The sequence below is a fragment of the Nonomuraea sp. NPDC050663 genome, assembly GCF_044456985.1.
Taxonomy (GTDB): domain Bacteria; phylum Actinomycetota; class Actinomycetes; order Streptosporangiales; family Streptosporangiaceae; genus Nonomuraea.
In genome coordinates this window covers 183,013-200,821 of sequence record NZ_JBITGL010000011.1, presented here as the reverse complement: position 1 = coordinate 200,821, position 17,809 = coordinate 183,013, and the positions used below count along the sequence as shown (strand labels likewise).

Here is a 17,809-nt window from a genome sequence, read left to right as displayed (position 1 = left end):
GGATGATTGGGTGGAGGCGACGCTGGACGCGCTGATCGACCACGGGCTGGGGGTGGTCGACCTGTATTTCAAGGTCGCCTTTCATGTGGACGACCTGATGCCCTGCATCCCGTATTACATGGCTCTGTGCGGCCTGGTGGGACGTTGGTTGGACGTCGTGGTCCACGATGTGCCGCTTGATCTCCAGTCGGTCTACGAGCAATCCCAGGTGCTTCCCGGGAATGCGTTTCTGGAGGAACGGCTGGAATGGGCACAGGTCGGCGGAGCCGATCCCGGCACCATGCCGCACGTCCCCTTCGGACCGGACGCCGCCCTCGATCCGGCCCACCTGTCGGTGGTGGAGCACGCGTCCCGTCTCCGGTTCGTGCCACCGGTTCGCACCCGGCACGCCATGATCGCGCTCGCCCGGATCACCGGCATCCGCGACAGGAAGCGGCATCGTCGCGCCCCGTTCCTGTCCACCGGGCTGGAGCCCGCGCCGACCATGAAGGACGACCCGCTCCAGGGGCTCGACCTCCAGAGGATCCGCTTCCAGGCCGCCGATCGCCGTAAGGAACTGCACGCCGGCATTCCGCAGGACCAGGTGAGCGCCCGGGAGGACATGACTCCTTTTCGGGCGCTGGCGGCGGCCTGCGGGCTGCCTGTGGACAGCGTGCTGACTCGCCTGGGAACGGCACCCGCGATCTTCGGCCCCGACGTCCCTCCCGGCGCGGACGAGGGATTCCCGCAGGATGCGGAAGCCGCCCCCCAAGCAGGTCACTTGACGCCTCCGGCCGGCGGCGCGTTCTGGCGCTGCCCTCGGTCCGGCAACCATCGTCACGGTGACCGCCATCCCTCGCTCCTGGTCCGGGACCAGCAGATCCGCTGTATCCGCTGCGACAACAGGCCCATCAGCGTGGTCAGGCTGACCAGCGAGACCTTCGCCGTCACCCCGGACGAGGCCGCGGCATTCCTGCTCGATCTGGACTGCGTCATCCGCCATCCTCAGGAAGGCCTTCGCAGGGCCGATCTCGCTCTCCCCTCACCTGCGGCCGGCACCCTCGTCACCGCGCACGTCGGCACGAGCAGACCCGAGGGCTACGAATGCGTGATCCACGACGCCGGCATCGGCCATCCTCGCCCGGCTTTCCTCCTGCGTCCCGAGACCGGCGGGGCCGCCCGCGAAGCAGGACAACCTCTCGACCTCGCCGAGGGAGAGGTCGTCACCGCCCTCGTGGTGGACCGGGAACGGAGCCTGCTCTCCCTCACCAGCCCTGACCTCGTCGTACGCGCCCTGGCGGGATTCGTACCGGAAATCGTGGCCGGTCAGGTCGTCGTCACGGATGTCGCGCGGGTCCCAGGACAGCTGTGCAAGATCGTGGTCGCGCCCACCCAGCCAGGGATGGACGCCAGGACGGCCTGCATCGGCCTGGGCGCCGACCGGATCCGGGCCGTCAGCAGGCTGGTCAACCGCCGTCGGCACACGGACGTGAGAGAACGGCTGGAGATCATTCCCTACGCCTCCGACAGAGAGGTCCTCCTCAAGAACGCGCTGGGCAGACCGCGCGCTGTGAATGTGCTCATCCGCGAGCGATGTGCCGTGCTGGCAGTACCGCGTCACCAGATAGGCGGCGCCGTGGGGCGCGGCGGGCTCAACAGCCAACTCGCCGGACAGCTCACGGGTTTCTACACCGAAGTGGTCCCCAGGGGCACGGACCTGGAGAGCGCCCTCGTCGCGCTCATCGAGGAGCGGCGGAACGCTCGTCGCGCTCACTGAGGTGCCCACCGGTCGTACCGTGGAGAGATGAGCACCCGCATCCTGGTCGTCGACGACGATCTCACGGTCGCCGAGGTCGTGACGCGATACCTGGAGCGCGACGGCCACGAGGTGGAGCACGTCGGCGACGGCGCCGAGGCGCTGCGCAGGGCCATGGCCAACCCGCCCGACCTGATGATCCTCGACCTCATGCTGCCGAAGGTCGACGGCCTGAAGGTCTGCGAGAAGCTGCGCGAGCGCTGGCCGGTGCCGGTCATCATGCTGACGGCGCTCGGTGAGGAGACCGACCGCATCGCTGGCCTGGAGACGGGCGCCGACGATTACATGGTCAAGCCGTTCAGCCCTCGCGAGCTGGCGTTGCGGGTGCAGTCGGTGCTGCGCAGGGCCAGGGGCGCCGCCCCCGCGACGGGCGTGCTGCGCGACGGCGACCTGGTCGTCGACGTCGGGGCGCGCCAGGCCCGCCTGGGCGAGGAGACGCTGGCCCTCACGGCCCGCGAGTTCGACCTGCTGGCCTACCTGATGCGCAACCCGCGCCAGGCCTTCAGCCGCGACGACCTGCTCAAGCTCGTGTGGGGCTGGACCTTCGGCGACACCTCGACGGTGACGGTCCACGTGCGCAGGCTGCGGGAGAAGATCGAGCCCGACCCGACCAGCCCGAGGCGGATCGTCACGGTGTGGGGCGTCGGCTACCGCTTCGAGCCCTCGCCATGACGATCACGAGCGTCGTCGCGGTCATCGCCGGGCTGGGCGGGCTGGCGGGCATCGCGGCGATGTCCCGCCTGCGCACCCTGCGCTCGATGGTGGTCGTCGTCGCGGTCGTGGCCATCCTGGCCACCCTGTCCGGCGTGGTGGCCGGGATCGTCGGCATGGCCATCGAGGGCCCGGCCGGGAACACGGTGCTCGTCGTGATCGCCGTGGGCGGGGCGGTCGGCCTGGGCGCCGCCTTCTTCGCCGCCCGCCGCGTGGTGCGCGAGAGCAGGCGGCTGGAGCGGGCCGTGAGCGCCAGCGACTACACCGCGCCCAAGGGGCTCCCCGCCGAGCTGCAGGGCATCGCCGACAGCCTGGAGGAGTCGTACGCCCGCGAGCGCGCGCTGGAGGGCGCGCGGCGCGAGCTGGTCGCGTGGGTGAGCCACGACCTCCGCACCCCGCTGGCCGGGATGCGGGCCATGGTCGAGGCCATCGAGGACGGCGTCGTCACCGACCCCGAGACCGTCGGCCGTTACCACACGCAGATCCGCGTCCAGGTCGAGCGGCTGTCCGGCATGGTCGACGACCTGTTCGAGCTGTCGCGCATCCACGCGGGCGCGCTGCGGTTGTCGCGGGCCAGGATCGGGCTGGTGGACCTGGTGGCCGACACGATGGACTCGGCCGAGCCGCTCGCCCGCGCCAAGGGCGTACGGCTGGCCGCCTCCGCCGAGCCTGTGCCCGTCGAGGCCGACGCCGGGGCGCTCACCCGCGCGCTGGGCAACCTGGTGGTCAACGCCATCCGCTTCACCCCGTCGGACGGCGTCGTCACGCTGCGCGCCTTCGCCCGCGACGACGCCGCCTGGCTGCTGGTCGACGACGGCTGCGGCGGCATCCCCGAGCCCGATCTGCCGCGGCTGTTCGACGTGGCGTTCAGGGGCGAGTCGGCCCGCACGCCCGGCTCCGACGGCGGCGCGGGGCTCGGCCTGGCCATCGCGCGCGGCATCGTCGAAGCCCACGAGGGCACCATCAGCGTCGTCAACGACGGACCGGGCTGCCGCTTCGAGATCAGGCTGCCGCAGCCCGCGGATCTTCGGAGCTAGGCTTCGCGCCAGTCGCGGAAGGCCGCCAGCAGCCGGTCACGGTCCTCGTCGGGCAGCGGCTCCGCCGGCAACGCGCCGACGGCCGGCCCGACCGCGCGAAGCTGCTCCAGGTAACGCTCGCAACCCTCGCACCGGCGCAGGTGGCGCTCGAAGCGCGCGTGCGACCTCTCGTCCAGCGCTCCGTCGAGATAGGCGGTCACGAGTTCCACGAACTCGGCGCACCTCATGTCCGTCCCGCCATGGTCAGAAAGTACCTCTCCACCCGGTTGCGCAGCGCGGCGCGGGCCCGGTGCAGCAGGACCCGCTGGTTGACCGCGGTGATGCCGAGCAGTTCGCAGACCTCGTCCGCGCTGTAGCCCTCGGCGTCGCGCAGCACGATCACCGCGCGCTGCCGCGGCGGCAGCGTGGCCAGGGCGCGGGCGAGCTGCTCCCCCGCCTCGCGCACGAGCGCCTCCCCCTCCGCGCTGGGCCAGGCGGCCGGAGGCTCCCGCCAGTGCCCCAGCCGGAAGCGGCCGGGATCGACCGCGGGCTCCCCGCCGTCGATGCTGCTCCACGGCACGGTACGGCTCTCGCGGACCCCTCGCCGCTTGGCGGTGTTGATCAGGATCCGGTGGACCCACGTCTTGAACGACGAACGTCCCTGGAAACCGTCGAGACCGCGGAGCACCCCCAGCCACGTGTCCTGGAGCACCTCCTGCGCGGAGGCGTCGGTGGAGACGTAGGAGCGCGCCAGCCAGAGCAGGTTGCGCGACCACGCGTCGACGAGGGCGGCGAACATGACCTCGTCCCCGGCGCGCAAGGCGGCGACGATCTCGGTGTCGGCGGGCAACGATGCCACGAGTCCCTCCCACTCATGGCATCGTCCCCCGGCTCACCGATGTTCCGGGTTCTCGAAGTCGAACCTGCAGCCCGCGTCCCACTCCGAGCGCTGGTTGCCGTGCGCTGGGATGCCGCCCGCGTCCTTGAGCAGGCGGGCCAGGTGCAGCAGGTTCCAGGTCATGAAGGTCGTGTTGCGGTTGGTGAAGTCGTTGTCGGGCCCGCCGGAACCCGGGTCGAGGTAGGAGGGCCCGGGTCCGGCCTCGCCGATCCAGCCCGCGTCGGCCTGCGGCGGCACGGTGTAGCCCAGGTGCTGCAGGCTGTAGAGGATGTTCATCGCGCAGTGCTTGACGCCGTCCTCGTTGCCGGTGATCAGGCAGCCGCCGACCTTGCCGTAGTAGGCGTACTGCCCGGCCGCGTTGAGCATCGAGGAGCAGGCGTAGAGCCGTTCGACGACCCGCTTGGTGACCGAGCTGTTGTCGCCGAGCCAGATGGGCCCGGCGACGACCAGGATGTCGGCGGACATGACCCGCTCGTAGATCTCCGGCCAGGCGTCGGTGGCCCAACCGTGCTCGGTCATGTCGGGCCAGACCCCGGTGGCGATGTCGTGGTCGATCGCGCGGATCTCCTCCACGCGGACACCCTGCTTGGCCATGATCCCGGCGCTCAGGTCGATGAGCCCCTGGGTATGGCTGCGTTCCGGGCTTCGTTTGAGGGTGCAGTTCACGAACAGGGCATGAAGATCGTCGTACGGCATGGCATGTCCTCCTTCGAGGGTTCGTGTCACCAGGGCTTTCTCGCGTTACGCCGTAGTTCTGCACACCGGCTGTGCGTACTAGTGCACAGGCCGTGCGCATTCCGGATGGTCCCATGAGCGGCATCACCCACCCCGGAAGGAGCACCGACATGGGTCTCATCACTCGCCTCGGCACATGCGTCCTGCTCGTCGCGGCGTCCCTCGCCGTCACCACCCCCGCCGCCACGGCTGCCGTGCCCGGCCGTACTCTCGTCTCCGCCGGCTCCCTCAGCGACTCCACCGCGCGCAAGACCGCTCGGGCCTTCTGCCCCGCGGGCACCGTCGTCGTGGGAGGCGGGGCCGCGCTGCAGACGATCGGCGGCGACGCGGTCAAGTTCAGGACCGCCACCCCGTTCCGTTCCGTGGTCGACGGCCGCTACGGCTACACCGTCATCGCCGAGGAGTTCCTCGCCTTCGACGGCGACTGGAGCGTCGCCGTCCGCGCACTGTGCGCCCCGGCGCCCGCCGGTTACGAGATCAGGAGCGTCACCGTCGACGGCAGCTCGGCCAGTCCCAAGACCGCCGCCGCCACCTGCTCGGCGGGACGCCGTGCCCTGGCACCCGGCGGCACGGTGCGCGGCCCCGACGAGCTCACCCCGCAGGTCGCCCTGCTCGGCGCCATGGTCAACAACGCCCGCGACGGCGCCTACGCCATCGGCACCGAGGTCAGGGCCGGGTTCGCCGGGCAGTGGGACATGATCGCGACCGTCGTCTGCGCCAACCCGCCGGCCGGCTACGGCGTGGTGGAGCAGCAGGCTTCGTCCGGCGGCTCGTCCGACAGCGTCGCCCAGGTCAGCTGCCCCGAAGGCACCACCGTGCACGGCAGCGGCGGCCTGATCATCCCCAGCACGGCCGGTGACACCCACCTGTACGTGCTGAGCTCGATCGAGCCTCGCACGACCCTGGTGCGTGCCGCGCGCACCACCCCCGGGCAGACCAACACCTGGTACGTGAGGGCCCAAGCCGTCTGCGCCGTCTGATCCGTATCATCTCCGGCATGGTCGCCACCCCCGGACGACAGCCCACCAGGCGCGCGCTGCTCGTCGCCGCCGGTGGGCTGCTGGCCGGTTGCTCGCGTCCCGCCGAGGTCGACCAGGTCCGGCTGAGGCTGGCCACCGGCCCGGAGGGCGCCGTCTACCGCCGCATCGGCGGGTCGCTGGCCGCGCACATCACCGCCCAGGTGCCGGGCGCCACGGTGGTCACCGTCCCGAGCAGGGCGGCCACCGACAACATCCGCAAGCTCATGGCGGGCGAGGTGCACCTGGGCCTGTCGAGCCTCGACGCCCTGACGGCCGACGACGGCAGCGTGCCGGCCGGCCTGTCGGCGGTGTGCCGGTTGTACGACAGCCACCTGCACCTGGTGGTCATGGCGGGTTCGCCGGTCGAGGAGTTCGCCGACCTGCGCGGAAGGCGGGTGTCGCTGGGCGCGCGCGACTCGGGGACCGAGTTCACCTCGCTCCGGGTGCTGAAGGTCGGTGGCATCGAGGCCGAGGGGCGCTACCTCAGCCAGGCCGAGTCGGCGGCGGCGCTGCGCGACGGGGAGATCGACGCGATGTTCTCCCTCACGGGCGTGCCGACCCCGGCCATCACGGAGCTGGCCAGGCAGCATCCGGTGCGGATCATCCCTCTGGTCGCGCAGGCGGCCAAGCTGTTCGAGCAGTTCGCCGGGCCGTACGCTCCCGCCACGATCCCGGCGACGGCCTACGCCGGGGTTCCCGCCACCAGGACCGTCGCGGTGCCGAACCTGCTGCTGGTGCGCGACGACCTGCCCGCCGAGCTCGTCTACGCGATCACCGACACGATCTTCACGCACACCCGCACGATCACCTCCGCCGGGCGGGGCGGGGCGGAGGCGCTGCCGGAGGCGTGGCACATCAACGTGCGGACGGGGATCTCCACCGGCCCGATCGCCCTGCATCCAGGGGCGGCGTCGTGGTTTCGTGATCGGAAGCGATAGGCAGCGTGAACACCGCGGCGAAGCCGTGACCATCGGGGCGCGGCAGGCCGTCCTCCAGCCGCAGCACTCCCCCGGCCGTCCCGATCAGGTCGGCGCAGATCGCCAGGCCGAGGCCGGTGCCCGGCACGTTCTGGTGTCTGGGCGAACGCCAGAACCTGCGCAGCGCCTGCGCGCGCTCGGCCTCGTCGAGTCCCTGGCCGTCGTCGCGGACCGCGATGGTGACCACGCCGCCGGCGGCCCGGGCGCTGACCTCGACCAGACGCGCGCCCGACAGCCGCAGCGCGTTGCTGATCAGCTCGTCGAGGATGCTGCCCAGGCCGCCTGAGGGTTCCTGCACCCGCAGTCCCGCGGGCACGTCGACGTCGAGCCTCTGCCCCGCCGTACCGGTCAGAGCCCGCCATCGTTCGACGCGGGTGGCCAGCACCTGGTCGAGGTCGACGGGCGAGGCCGTGCGGATGCTCTCCATCCTGGCGCTGGCCTGCAGCGAGTTGAGCATGCGCTGCATGGCCTTGAGCTCGTCGACCGCGACGTCGAACATCTGCCGCCCGTCGTCGCCAGGACGCAGGTGCGGTTCCAGGCTCTCGACGGCCAGCCGCAGGCTGGTCAGCGGGTTGCGCAGCTGGTGGGAGGCGTCGGAGACGAAGGCGCGCTGCCGCTGCACGGCGTTCTCGACGGCGTCCATCATGATGTTGAACGAGCCCGCCAGGCGTCGCAGCTCGACCGGGCCGTTCTCGGCGTCGGCCCGGATGGTGAGGTCGCCCTGGGAGATGCGCGAGCTGGCCGCGTCGAGTTCGCGCACCGGGCGGATCACCCACGCCGACACCGGCCAGGCGACGGCCATCAGCCCGACGAGCGGCAGCAGCCCGAGCCCGGCGAGCTGGGCCCAGCGCACGAGGATGCGGCGGCGGGTCTCGGACAGGTCGGAGATCGACACAACGGCGCCGACGACCTCGCTGTCGCGGCCCACCGGCTCGGCGACGACGAGGGCGGCGTCGTCCCACGGCGCCCACTCCCATGAGGGCTCCGACCGGGTGCCGGCCAGCGCAGCGGTGACGATCCGCGGCAGGGCGGGCTCGGCGCGCGCCGCCTGCTGGTAGGCGCCGGTGGGCCCGAGCAGGACGGCGCCCGATGTGTCGATCACCGCGACCGGGATGCCGTACAGCGAGTGGTAGCGCGTCAGCTCCTGCTGGAGCGCCTCGGTCCTGCCGGTCGACAGCGCGGTCTCGGTCAGCGAGGCGAACCTGCCGACGTCGTTGAGCCGGTCGACGTAGGTCTCTTGCATCTCGCGCTCGCCCACCGTGATGCTCAGGGGGACTCCGAGCGCCGCGACGAGCAGCACCGCGAGGGGCACCAGGACGACGAGCAATCTACGGTGCAAGTCGGTAACCGACTCCGTGAACCGTGCGGATGGGCACCTGCGGCCCGAGCTTGTGCCGTACCGCCGCGATGTGGGTGTCGAGGGTGCGGCTCGACGCCTCCCAGGCGGCGCCCCAGACCTGGTCGAGGATGGCCTCGCGGCTCACCACGTTCGGCGAGCGCCTGGCCAGCAGCAGGAGCAGCTCGAACTCCTTGCGGGTCAGCGTCACGTCGGCTCCGCCGACGGTGACCTCGCGGGTGCCGACGACGATCCGCATCGGTCCGAGCACCAGCGGCTCGTCCTCGGGGCGCAGGGCCCGGTGGGCCCGCGTACGGCGCAGCACGGCCTCGATCCGCGCCAGCAGTTCGGGGATGCCGAACGGCTTGACGATGTAGTCGTCGGCTCCGGCGCGTAGGCCGCGCACCCGCTCGTGTTCCTCGGAGCGCGCGGTCACGGCGATGACGGCGGTCTCCGGACGGTCGCGCAGCCTGCGGATCAGGTCGAGCCCGTCGCCGTCGGGCAGGCCCAGGTCGACGAGGACCACGTCGGAGGGTTCGGCTCGTACGGCTTCCGCCGCGGTGGCCATGCGGTTGACCTCGAACCCGGACTGGGTCAGAACGGTGACCAGCGCCCGCGCCACGCGGTCGTCATCCTCGATGATGGTGATCCGCATACCGGCGGATTGTACGGGTATGTCCGATGTTTGTGTTACCCCCAAATTTCTTGGGATTCTTTTGACACCATCGGGGTCACCGCAAGCCCACACTGGGCCCCTGCCCTGATGAGGAGGCCGGGACATGACAACCCCCCGCACATTCCGGATGATCGCCGCGATCGGCGTCCTGTCCCTCGCCGCGGCCTGCGGCGGCAACGGAGGAGGCGGCGCCCCACAAGCGGGCGCCGGCGCCTATCCGGAGCAGAACATCACCATCGTCGTCCCCTTCAGCGCGGGCGGACCGACCGACACCGTCACCCGGATGATCGCCGAGCCGATGGCCGCCAAGCTCGGCGGCAAGATCGTCGTCCAGAACGTCGAGGGCGCGGGCGGCACGGTCGGCGCGGGCGAGGTCGCCAACGCCAACCCCGACGGCTACACCGTGCTCATGCACCACATCGGCATGTCGACGGCGCCCGCCCTCTACTCCAACCTCGGCTACAAGCCGCTGGAGAGCTTCGAGATGATCGGCCTGGTCACCGAGGTGCCCATGACGATCGTGGCACGCAAGGACTTCGAGCCCGCCACGCTCCAGGACCTGGTGACCTACGTGAAGGCCAACTCCGCCAAGGTCACCCTGGCCAACGCCGGCGTCGGCGCCGCCTCGCACCTGTGCGGCCTGCTGTTCCAGACCGCCACCGGCGTCAAGCTCCAGGAGGTGCCGTACAAGGGCACCGGCCCCGCGCTGACCGACCTGGTCGGCGGCCAGGTCGACTTCATGTGCGACCAGACCACCAACACCAGCGGCCAGATCTCCGCCGGTGAGATCAAGGCCTACGCGGTCACCACCCCCGAGCGCGTCAAGAGCCTGCCCGACCTGCCCACCACCGCCGAGGCGGGACTGCCCGGCATGGAGGTCAGCGTCTGGCACGGCCTGTACGTCCCGAAGGGCACGCCGCAGGACGTCGTCGCCAAGCTGACCGACGCCCTGAAGACCGCCCTGGCCGACCAGAAGGTCGTCGACCAGATGGCCAAGCTCGGCACCGCGCCGGTCAAGGCCGAGGACGCCACCCCCGAGGCGCACAAGAAGAAGCTCGAGGAGCAGCTCGGAGTCTGGGGCAAGGTCATCGCCGACGCCGGGGTCAAGGCCCAGTGAAATCCGTTCCGGATCTCGTCGCCGGCGGGATCTTCGTCCTGATCGGCGGCGCGTTCGTGGTGGGGTCGCTCGACTACGAGCTGGGCACCCCGCTGCGGATGGGCCCCGGCGCCTTCCCCCTGCTCGTGGGCGCGATCGTGGCCGTGCTCGGCCTGGCCATCGCCGTCAAGGGGCTCGTCGCCGGCGAGGTGGCCGAGTTCGGGCCGATCCCCTGGCGCGCCGTCGCCGCCATCGTGGCGGCGCTGCTGTTCTTCGGCTTCACCGTGCGCGGCCTGGGCTTCGTGCCCGCCTCGGCGGTGACCACCCTGCTCACCACGCTGGCCAGCACGCGCGTGCGGCTGCTCGCGGCGCTGGCCGTGACCGGCGGGCTGACCGTGGCCGCCACGCTGATCTTCGTCGTCGGGCTGCAGCTGCGCATCCCGCTGTTCGGTCCCTGGCTGGGGTTGTGACATGGATCTTCTCGACAACCTCGCTCTGGGGTTCTCCACCGCCCTGCTGCTCGAGAACGTCGTCTACTGCTTCATCGGCGTGCTGCTCGGCACGATGGTCGGCGTGCTGCCCGGCATCGGGCCGACGGCGACCGTGGCGATGCTGCTGCCGATCACGTTCAACTTCGAGCCGGTCACCGCGCTGATCATGCTGGCGGGCATCTACTACGGCGCCCAGTACGGCGGCTCCACCACCGCCATCCTGATCAACCTGCCGGGCGAGTCGTCGGCGGCCGTCACCGCGCTCGACGGGCACGAGATGGCCAGGCAGGGCAGGGCGGGAGCCGCGCTGGCCGCGGCGGCGATCGGCTCGTTCATCGCCGGAACCGTCGCCACCGTCGTCCTGGCCGTCGCCGCCCCTCCCCTGGCCCGCGTCGCGCTGCAGTTCGGCCCGGCGGAGTACTTCTCGCTGGTGCTGTTCGGCCTGATCGTCTCGATCGCGCTGGCACGCGGCTCCACGCTGAAGGCGCTGGCGATGATCGCGCTCGGCGTGCTGCTCGGCACCGTCGGCCAGGACCTCTACACCGGCGAGCCCCGCTTCACCTTCGACCAGCGCGAGCTGTACGGCGGCATCGACTTCGTCTCCGTCGCGGTGGGCATGTTCGGCGTGGCCGAGATCCTGCGCAACCTGGAGAACGAGGCCGCCCGCACGGCCCTGGTGAGCAAGGTGCGCAACCTCTGGCCCACCCGCGAGGACCGGCGCAGGATCGTCGCGCCGATCGCGCGCGGCACCGTGCTCGGCTCCGCGCTCGGCGTGCTGCCCGGCGGCGGCCACGTGCTCGCCTCGTTCACCTCCTACGCCGTCGAGAAGCGGGTCTCCAAGCGGCAGCAGGAGTTCGGGCACGGCGCGATCGAGGGCGTGGCGGGCCCCGAGTCGGCCAACAACGCCGCCGCCCAGACCTCGTTCATCCCGCTGCTCACCCTGGGCCTGCCCGCCCACCCGGTGATGGCGCTGATGGTCGGCGCGTTCATCGTGCACGGCATCACCCCGGGACCGAACGTCATCACCGACGAGCCCGCGCTGTTCTGGGGCCTGATCGCGTCGATGTGGATCGGCAACGTGCTGCTGGTGCTGCTCAACCTGCCGCTGATCGGCATCTGGGTGCGCATGCTGCGCATCCCGTACCAGGTGCTGTTCCCGATGATCATCCTGTTCGCCGCGATCGGCACCTACTCGCTCGGGTTCAACGCCTTCGACGTCTACGCGATCGTCTTCTTCGGGCTGCTGGGATACATCCTGATCAAGTGCGGGTGCGAGCCCGCGCCGCTGCTGCTCGGGTTCGTCCTCGGGCCGCTCATCGAGGAGAACCTGCGCCGCGCGATGATCATCTCGCGTGGCGACGCGACGGTCTTCCTGACCCGGCCCCTGTCGGCGGTCCTGCTGGCGCTGGCCGCCGGCGCCCTCGTGCTCGCCGTCCTGCCGGCGATCCGCAAGCGCCGCGAGGTGGTGTTCACGGAGGACGACTAGGAGGCGGTGACGTGCGGCACCGCTTCGTACAGGGCCCAGTCGGCGCTGATCGCCGCGGCCGTCGACAGCAGGACGGGCAGGTGCTCCTCGGTCAGCTTCTCGACCGTCGTCTCGGCCGCGTGGGCGTTGACGTTGACGGCCGCGATCACGTTGCCGAGGCCGTCGCGCAGAGGGGCGGCGACCGACCGGATGCCGAGCGCCAGCTCCTCGTCGGTCACCGCCCACCCCCTGGCCCGTACGGCACGCAGCGCCGCTTCCCGTTCGCCCGCCGAGGGCCGCCACCGTGGCTCGATGCCCGATCGGCTCGGCTCGGCCAGCACCAGGTCGACCTCGGCGGGCGGCAGCGCGGCCAGCAGGACCTTGCCCAGCGAGGTCTGCAGGGCCGGGAAGCGGGTCCCGATCTGCACCGACAGCGTCACGATCTTGGGGACGGCGACACGCGCCACGTAGACGATGTCGGAGCCGTCGAGCTGGGCGATCGAGCAGGATTCGCTGGTCGTGGCCACCAGCCGTTCGAGGTGCGGCCTGGCCACCTCCCACAGCCCCATCGAGCGCACGTAGGACACGCCGAGTTCGAGCACGCGGGGCGTGAGCGCGAAGCCGCCCCGCTCGGTCCTGGCGTAGCCCATCTCGGTCAGCGTCAGCAGGATGCGCCGGGCGGTCGGCCTGGCCAGGCCCGTGGCGGTGGCGACCTCGGTGAGGGTCATCACCGGGCGTCCCGGCTGGAACGCCCGGATGACCTCGAGACCTCGTGCCAGTGCCTCGATGAAGTCGGGTCCAGTGTCGCCGCGTGCCATGGCTCAGACTCTAGAGGCTGTGGGTGTCGGCACTGCTGTAGTCGGTGTAGGTGTACGGGTTGTCGAGGATCTTGGATTCGGGCACGTCGGGGTTCATCCCGCGCTCCCAGGCCTCCTGGCCCATGGTCGAGCGCAGGTGCTCCACCGACCGCTCGGCCGCGCGCCTGGCCGCGTCGAGGTCGGCCCCGACCAGCCGGTGCTCGTGCTTGACCACGCGGCCGTTGACGATCACGGTGTGCACGTCGCCGCGCTGCGCCTGGAAGACGACGTGGCCGTACGGATGGTGCAGCGGGAAGCTCACGGGTGAGTGGTCGTTCTTGATGAGGACGAGGTCGGCCTTGTAGCCCGGCTCCAGCCGTCCGAGGTCGGGGCGGCCGATGGCCTGCGCGCCGCCCCTGGTCGCCCATTCCACGACCTGGTCGGCGCGCAGCCCCGCGTGGGTGACGGTGCCGCCGGTGGCGTGGGCCTCCAGGTGCTCGCGGGAGCGGTCGGCGCTCAGGGTGGCGCGCATGGCCGAGAACAGGTCGCCGCTCCACCAGACGCTGGTGTCCATCGACAACGAGACGGGGATGCCGTGCGAGCGGATACGCCAGGTGGGCGGGTATCCCTGGCCGGCGCTCTGCTCGCTCTCGGTGGACACCGAGACGGATCCGCCGGTGGCGGCGATGCGGTGGTAGGAGTCGGTCGACAGCGAGGCGGCGTGCACGTAGACGGTCTGGGGCGTCATGAAGCCGTGGTCGTACATCAGCTGGATGCCCGCGTCGCTGGTGGCGCCCCAGACCCCGGCGTGGGTGGTGACCGGGGCGCCCAGCTCGCGGGCCACGTCGAAGGCGGGCTTCTCCGGGAAGGCGGGGTCGCCGAGCACGTCGAAGGCGAGCTGGAATCCGAGCAGGTCGTCGCCGGTGATGCGGCGGGCGACGAAGTCTCGGAAGGCGGCCGAGGTCGCCCACTCGGCGGGGGCCTGCTGGATGTTGCCGTAGGCCAGGACGAACCGGCCGGGCACCGACTGGAGGGCGTCGGCCGCGGCGTCGGCGTGCTCGGCGGTCTGCAGGTTGTGCGACCAGTCGACGACCGTGGTGACGCCCGCTTCGAGCGCCTCCAGGGCGGCCAGGACGTTGCCGGCGTGGATGTCCTCCGGGCGGAACAGCCTGCCGTACTCCAGGTAGTTCCAGACGAAGTACTGGGTGAGGGTCCAGTCGGCGCCGTAGCCGCGCATGACGGTCTGCCACATGTGGCGGTGGGTGTCGATCATGCCGGGCATGACGATGCCGCCGGTGGCGTCGATCTCCAGCGCGCCGTCGGGCGCCTCCAGGGCGGGGCCGACGGCCGCGATGCGGTCGTCGACGACCAGGACGTCGGTACGGCTGAGCACCCGGCGGCCGTCGTCCATCGGCAGCACCGTGCCGCCGCGCAGGACCACCGGGCGGCCGGGCTGGAAGGGGGTCCTGTCGTTCATCGGCTACCTCCGGTCACTTGTCCGCTATACGGTCAATCTGAGGTGGAGACGCGCTCGTGTCAACGCGTTACCATGGCGGACATATGTCCGTTCTACGACCGCATGGAGGGACATGGGACCGCTGTCCGGCGTGCTGGTGGCCGACTTCTCCCGGATCCTGGCCGGGCCGTACGCCACGATGCTCCTGGCCGACCTCGGCGCCGACGTCGTCAAGGTCGAGGGCCCGCGCGGCGACGACACCCGCGGGTGGATGCCGCCGGTGCGCGGCCAGACCTCGACCTACTACCTGGGCGTCAACCGCGGCAAGCGCTCCATCGCGCTCGACCTGCGCGAGGAGGCCGACCTCCGGGCCGCCAGGGAACTGGCCGGGCGCGCCGACGTGATGGTGGAGAACTTCAAGCCCGGCGGGCTGGCCCGCTTCGGGCTCGACTACGACAGCGTGCGTGCCGCCAACCCGGCCATCGTGTACACCTCCATCACCGGATTCGGCTCCGGAGCCGGGCGCCACGTGCCGGGATACGACCTCATGGTGCAGGCGATGTCGGGGCTGATGAGCCTCACCGGCGACGCCGACGGCCCGCCGTACAGGTCGGGGATCTCGGTCTTCGACGTGATGGCCGGCAACCACGCCGTCATCGGCATCCTGGCGGCGCTACGGCACCGCGAGACGACAGGGAACGGGCAGCTCGTCGAGATCAACCTGCTGTCCTCGGCGCTCACCGGGCTGGTCAACCACAGCTCCGCCTACGTTTCCGGCGGCGTCGTGCCGTACCGGATGGGCAACGCCCACCCCAGCGTCTTCCCGTACGAACCGCTGCCGACCGCAGACGACGAGATCATCGTCGCGGCGGCCAACGACGGGCAGTTCCGCAAGCTCTGCGAGGTGCTCGGCATCCCCGAGGTCGCCGATGACGAGCGGTTCGCCACGAACGTCGGACGCACCGCCAACCGCGCCGCCCTGCGGCCCCTCCTGGAGGAGCGGCTGGCCGAGCGCGGCGCCGTCGAATGGTTCGACCTGCTGGTCAAGGCCGGGGTGCCGTGCGGGCCGATCCAGACCATCGACGGCGGGTTCGCCATGGCCGAGAGGTTCGGGCTCGACCCGATCGTCGAGGTGGGCGGCGTGCCGACCACGCGCCACCCGATCCGCTTCAGCGAGACGCCCGTCGACTACACGCTCCCGCCGCCCGAGCTCGACGAGCACGGCGCGGAGCTGCGGCGATGGCTGGCCGGCGAAGAGCACGGCACGCACCCAGGAACCGGCACGCACCCTGTCTCCGGTAGGCGCCCCGCCCCCGGCGCCCCGGAGGACGGCCATGGCTGAACACCCCGACGGCTACCCCACCGCCCTGGGCGCCTCCACCCCGGAAACGATCACGCTGCTCGGCGCCGACCTCGCCGGCGACATCATGGGCAAGGTCGGCTTCGGCGAGCTCGCCTTCTGGCTGGCCGCCCAGCGCAGGCCCACCACCGGCGAGACCCGCGTCTTCGAGGCCGTCCTGGCCGCCCTCGCCGACCACGGCTTCACCCCGACCGCCATCGTCACCCGCCTGACCTACCTGTCGGCCCCCGACTCCGTGCAGGGCGCGCTCGCCGCCGGGCTGCTCGGCGGCGGCTCACGCTTCCTCGGCGTCACCGAGGACAGCGCCCGCTTCCTGCACCGGCACCTGCCCGACCCGCTGCCCGCCGACGACACCGCCTGGGACACGCTGGCCCGCGACGTCCTGCGCGCCCAGGGCGGCGCCAGAATCCCGGGACTCGGCCACCACCTGCACAAGGACGGCGACCCGCGCACCCCGCGCCTGATGCGGATCGCCGCCGAGGAAGGCCTGTTCGGCCCGCACCTGTCGCTGTTCGCCGCCATCGGACGCGTGCACCCCCGGCTGCTCGGCAAGACGCTGCCGCTCAACGGCGCGGGCGTCTGCGGCGCCGCCCTGGCCGACCTGGGGCTACCCCTGGAGCTCCTGCGCGGCTTCGCCCTGCTGGCCCGTACGGCGGGGCTCATCGGCCAGCTAGCCGAGGAACTGCACCGCCCCGTGGCCAACGAGATCTTCCTGTCCGTGGACCTGAACCACCGCTCCGTCCCCCCTGGAGGCCCCGGAGGCTCGTATGGCTGAACTGGTCGCGGTCATCGCGTCCACCCACCACCCGTTCTACTACCGCGCCAGCATCTCCACCGGGCAGGAGCGCCCGCCGTTCGCCGACGAGTGGGTGCGCAAGGTGCTGGCCTTCCGCGAGACCCTGACCAGGGCCAGGCCCGACGTGCTGGTCATGGTCGGCTCCGACCACTTCCACCAGTTATGGCTCGACAACATGCCGCAGTTCCTCATCGGCAAGGCGCCCCACTACGACGCCAACTGGTACAACGAGGAACGCGAGTTCGGCCTGCCGCGCATGGTGATGGCCGGGCAGGAGGACCTGTCGGCCCACCTGCTGCGCGAAGGCCTCGACGCCGGCTTCGACCTGGCCTTCTCCAATGAGCTGCGCATCGACCACTCCATCACCTGCCCGATCATCACCCTGCGCCCGCAGAACGACCTGCCGATCGTGCCCGTCTACACCAACATCTTCGCCCCGCCCCTGCCGCGCCCCCGGCGGTTCGTCCAGCTCGGCAAGCTGATCAGGGAGCTGGTCGAGTCGTGGCCGTCCGACAAGCGGGTCGCCGTCATCGGCACCGGCCACCTGTCGCTCGAACTGGGCGGACCACGCCAGTTCGGCCCGCACGGGCCCGACCCCGAGTTCGACCGCAAGGCCGTGGAGTGGATCGCCACGGGCGACCTCGACGGCTGCCTGTCCGAGGTCACCCTCGACAGCCTGCACCTGCCGGGCAACGCCACCCACGGGTTCATGGACTTCATGCTGATGATGGGCGTGGCCGGGGAGGGCGTGAAGGCGGACTACGTCGACACGTACGACCTGTTCCACACCATGGAGGCCTACTTCACCTGGTATCCGAGATGAGCAAATACCTTCTGAACAAGTTCCTGTTCACCGTCGACCGTGACCCCGAACTGGTCGAGAGGTACCGCGACGACCCCGCCGCCACCGTGCAGTGGTGGGAGGAGACGCAGGCCAACCGGCTGCTCAACTGCCCGGAGATGGAGTCGTCCACCTGGCTGCAGTTCGACGACGTCGAACGTGAGGCGCTGGCCTCGCACGACTACCCGACGCTGTTCGAGCTGGGGGCGCATCCGTTCCTCACGCTGACGTTGTTCATCGCCGTGTTCGAGCGTGACCACCCGCCGCTGGGGTTCCAGCTGGAGTACGCGCAGCGGCTGGCACGCTTCGGCCTGCCTTATCCGGACATCGCCACCTAGACACCG

The 17,809-nt window shown here is 71.1% G+C and carries 19 protein-coding genes; 12 read left to right on the top strand and 7 right to left on the bottom strand.

Features of this window, described 5'->3' with window-relative positions; translation table 11 throughout:
* The first annotated feature begins 10 nt into the window (after window positions 1-10).
* The 3 genes from ACIBH1_RS31455 to ACIBH1_RS31445 are packed head-to-tail and all read left to right on the top strand — an operon-like array spanning window position 11 to window position 3,543.
* A complete protein-coding gene (locus ACIBH1_RS31455; RefSeq protein ID WP_397317585.1) occupies window positions 11-1,756 on the top strand; it encodes a hypothetical protein in 1,746 nt (581 codons plus the stop codon).
* Window positions 1,757-1,783: 27 nt separating this feature from the next.
* Window positions 1,784-2,467 (top strand): response regulator, encoded by a 684-nt coding sequence (locus tag ACIBH1_RS31450; RefSeq protein WP_397317584.1) that lies wholly within the window; start codon window positions 1,784-1,786, stop codon window positions 2,465-2,467.
* Window positions 2,464-3,543 carry a sensor histidine kinase gene (locus ACIBH1_RS31445; RefSeq protein WP_397317583.1) on the top strand — a complete coding sequence of 360 codons (1,080 nt, stop codon included), beginning with the start codon at window positions 2,464-2,466 and terminating at the stop codon, window positions 3,541-3,543. The genes ACIBH1_RS31450 and ACIBH1_RS31445 overlap by 4 nt, the downstream gene beginning before the upstream one ends.
* Here the strand turns inward: ACIBH1_RS31445 and ACIBH1_RS31440 are convergent.
* From ACIBH1_RS31440 to ACIBH1_RS31430, 3 genes are read right to left on the bottom strand one after another with little or no spacing between them, the layout of a single operon-like run.
* A complete protein-coding gene (locus ACIBH1_RS31440; protein WP_397317582.1) occupies window positions 3,540-3,752 on the bottom strand; it encodes an anti-sigma factor family protein in 213 nt (70 codons plus the stop codon). The two genes, ACIBH1_RS31445 and ACIBH1_RS31440, sit on opposite strands and share 4 nt — an antisense overlap.
* A gap of 14 nt (window positions 3,753-3,766) precedes the next feature.
* Window positions 3,767-4,381 carry an RNA polymerase sigma factor gene (locus tag ACIBH1_RS31435; RefSeq protein WP_397317581.1) on the bottom strand — a complete coding sequence of 205 codons (615 nt, stop codon included), beginning with the start codon at window positions 4,379-4,381 and terminating at the stop codon, window positions 3,767-3,769.
* Between the two features lie 33 nt (window positions 4,382-4,414).
* A complete protein-coding gene (locus ACIBH1_RS31430) occupies window positions 4,415-5,116 on the bottom strand; it encodes a flavodoxin family protein (protein ID WP_397317580.1) in 702 nt (233 codons plus the stop codon).
* A 149-nt stretch (window positions 5,117-5,265) separates the two neighbouring features.
* On the opposite strand from ACIBH1_RS31430, the gene ACIBH1_RS31425 reads away from it, so the two are divergent.
* The gene (locus tag ACIBH1_RS31425) at window positions 5,266-6,135 is read left to right on the top strand and encodes a hypothetical protein (protein ID WP_397317579.1); all 870 of its coding nucleotides are present in this window, start codon (window positions 5,266-5,268) and stop codon (window positions 6,133-6,135) included.
* Window positions 6,136-6,152: 17 nt separating this feature from the next.
* The gene (locus ACIBH1_RS31420; RefSeq protein WP_397317578.1) at window positions 6,153-7,112 is read left to right on the top strand and encodes a TAXI family TRAP transporter solute-binding subunit; all 960 of its coding nucleotides are present in this window, start codon (window positions 6,153-6,155) and stop codon (window positions 7,110-7,112) included.
* On the opposite strand, the gene ACIBH1_RS31415 is transcribed toward ACIBH1_RS31420, so the two are convergent.
* On the bottom strand, window positions 7,030-8,490 hold the full coding sequence (locus ACIBH1_RS31415) for an ATP-binding protein (RefSeq protein ID WP_397317577.1): 1,461 nt from the start codon (window positions 8,488-8,490) through the stop codon (window positions 7,030-7,032). The two genes, ACIBH1_RS31420 and ACIBH1_RS31415, sit on opposite strands and share 83 nt — an antisense overlap.
* Complete coding sequence (locus ACIBH1_RS31410) at window positions 8,480-9,142, bottom strand: response regulator transcription factor (protein WP_397317576.1); 663 nt, start codon at window positions 9,140-9,142, stop codon at window positions 8,480-8,482. The genes ACIBH1_RS31415 and ACIBH1_RS31410 overlap by 11 nt, the downstream gene beginning before the upstream one ends.
* A gap of 124 nt (window positions 9,143-9,266) precedes the next feature.
* On the opposite strand from ACIBH1_RS31410, the gene ACIBH1_RS31405 reads away from it, so the two are divergent.
* The 3 genes from ACIBH1_RS31405 to ACIBH1_RS31395 are packed head-to-tail and all read left to right on the top strand — an operon-like array spanning window position 9,267 to window position 12,236.
* Window positions 9,267-10,280, top strand: a complete 1,014-nt coding sequence (locus ACIBH1_RS31405) for a tripartite tricarboxylate transporter substrate-binding protein (protein ID WP_397317575.1) — start codon at window positions 9,267-9,269, stop codon at window positions 10,278-10,280.
* A complete protein-coding gene (locus tag ACIBH1_RS31400) occupies window positions 10,277-10,729 on the top strand; it encodes a tripartite tricarboxylate transporter TctB family protein (RefSeq protein WP_397317574.1) in 453 nt (150 codons plus the stop codon). The genes ACIBH1_RS31405 and ACIBH1_RS31400 overlap by 4 nt, the downstream gene beginning before the upstream one ends.
* 1 nt (window position 10,730) lies before the next feature.
* On the top strand, window positions 10,731-12,236 hold the full coding sequence (locus ACIBH1_RS31395; RefSeq protein ID WP_397317573.1) for a tripartite tricarboxylate transporter permease: 1,506 nt from the start codon (window positions 10,731-10,733) through the stop codon (window positions 12,234-12,236).
* On the opposite strand, the gene ACIBH1_RS31390 is transcribed toward ACIBH1_RS31395, so the two are convergent.
* A complete protein-coding gene (locus ACIBH1_RS31390) occupies window positions 12,233-13,033 on the bottom strand; it encodes an IclR family transcriptional regulator C-terminal domain-containing protein (RefSeq protein WP_397317572.1) in 801 nt (266 codons plus the stop codon). The two genes, ACIBH1_RS31395 and ACIBH1_RS31390, sit on opposite strands and share 4 nt — an antisense overlap.
* Before the next feature lie 10 nt (window positions 13,034-13,043).
* Window positions 13,044-14,489 carry an amidohydrolase family protein gene (locus ACIBH1_RS31385; RefSeq protein ID WP_397317571.1) on the bottom strand — a complete coding sequence of 482 codons (1,446 nt, stop codon included), beginning with the start codon at window positions 14,487-14,489 and terminating at the stop codon, window positions 13,044-13,046.
* 112 nt (window positions 14,490-14,601) lie between these two features.
* Between ACIBH1_RS31385 and ACIBH1_RS31380 the strand changes: the two genes are divergently transcribed.
* Genes ACIBH1_RS31380 through ACIBH1_RS31365 form a run of 4 tightly spaced genes read left to right on the top strand, consistent with a single transcriptional unit; the run spans window position 14,602 to window position 17,803 of the window.
* Window positions 14,602-15,810 carry a CaiB/BaiF CoA transferase family protein gene (locus ACIBH1_RS31380; protein ID WP_397317570.1) on the top strand — a complete coding sequence of 403 codons (1,209 nt, stop codon included), beginning with the start codon at window positions 14,602-14,604 and terminating at the stop codon, window positions 15,808-15,810.
* Complete coding sequence (locus ACIBH1_RS31375) at window positions 15,803-16,603, top strand: citryl-CoA lyase (protein WP_397317569.1); 801 nt, start codon at window positions 15,803-15,805, stop codon at window positions 16,601-16,603. Before ACIBH1_RS31380 ends, ACIBH1_RS31375 begins: the two co-directional genes overlap by 8 nt.
* The gene (locus ACIBH1_RS31370) at window positions 16,596-17,447 is read left to right on the top strand and encodes an extradiol ring-cleavage dioxygenase (protein WP_397317568.1); all 852 of its coding nucleotides are present in this window, start codon (window positions 16,596-16,598) and stop codon (window positions 17,445-17,447) included. The genes ACIBH1_RS31375 and ACIBH1_RS31370 overlap by 8 nt, the downstream gene beginning before the upstream one ends.
* Entirely contained in the window at window positions 17,444-17,803 is a 360-nt protein-coding gene (locus ACIBH1_RS31365) for a hypothetical protein (RefSeq protein ID WP_397317567.1), read from the top strand. The genes ACIBH1_RS31370 and ACIBH1_RS31365 overlap by 4 nt, the downstream gene beginning before the upstream one ends.
* Window positions 17,804-17,809: the final 6 nt, after the last annotated feature.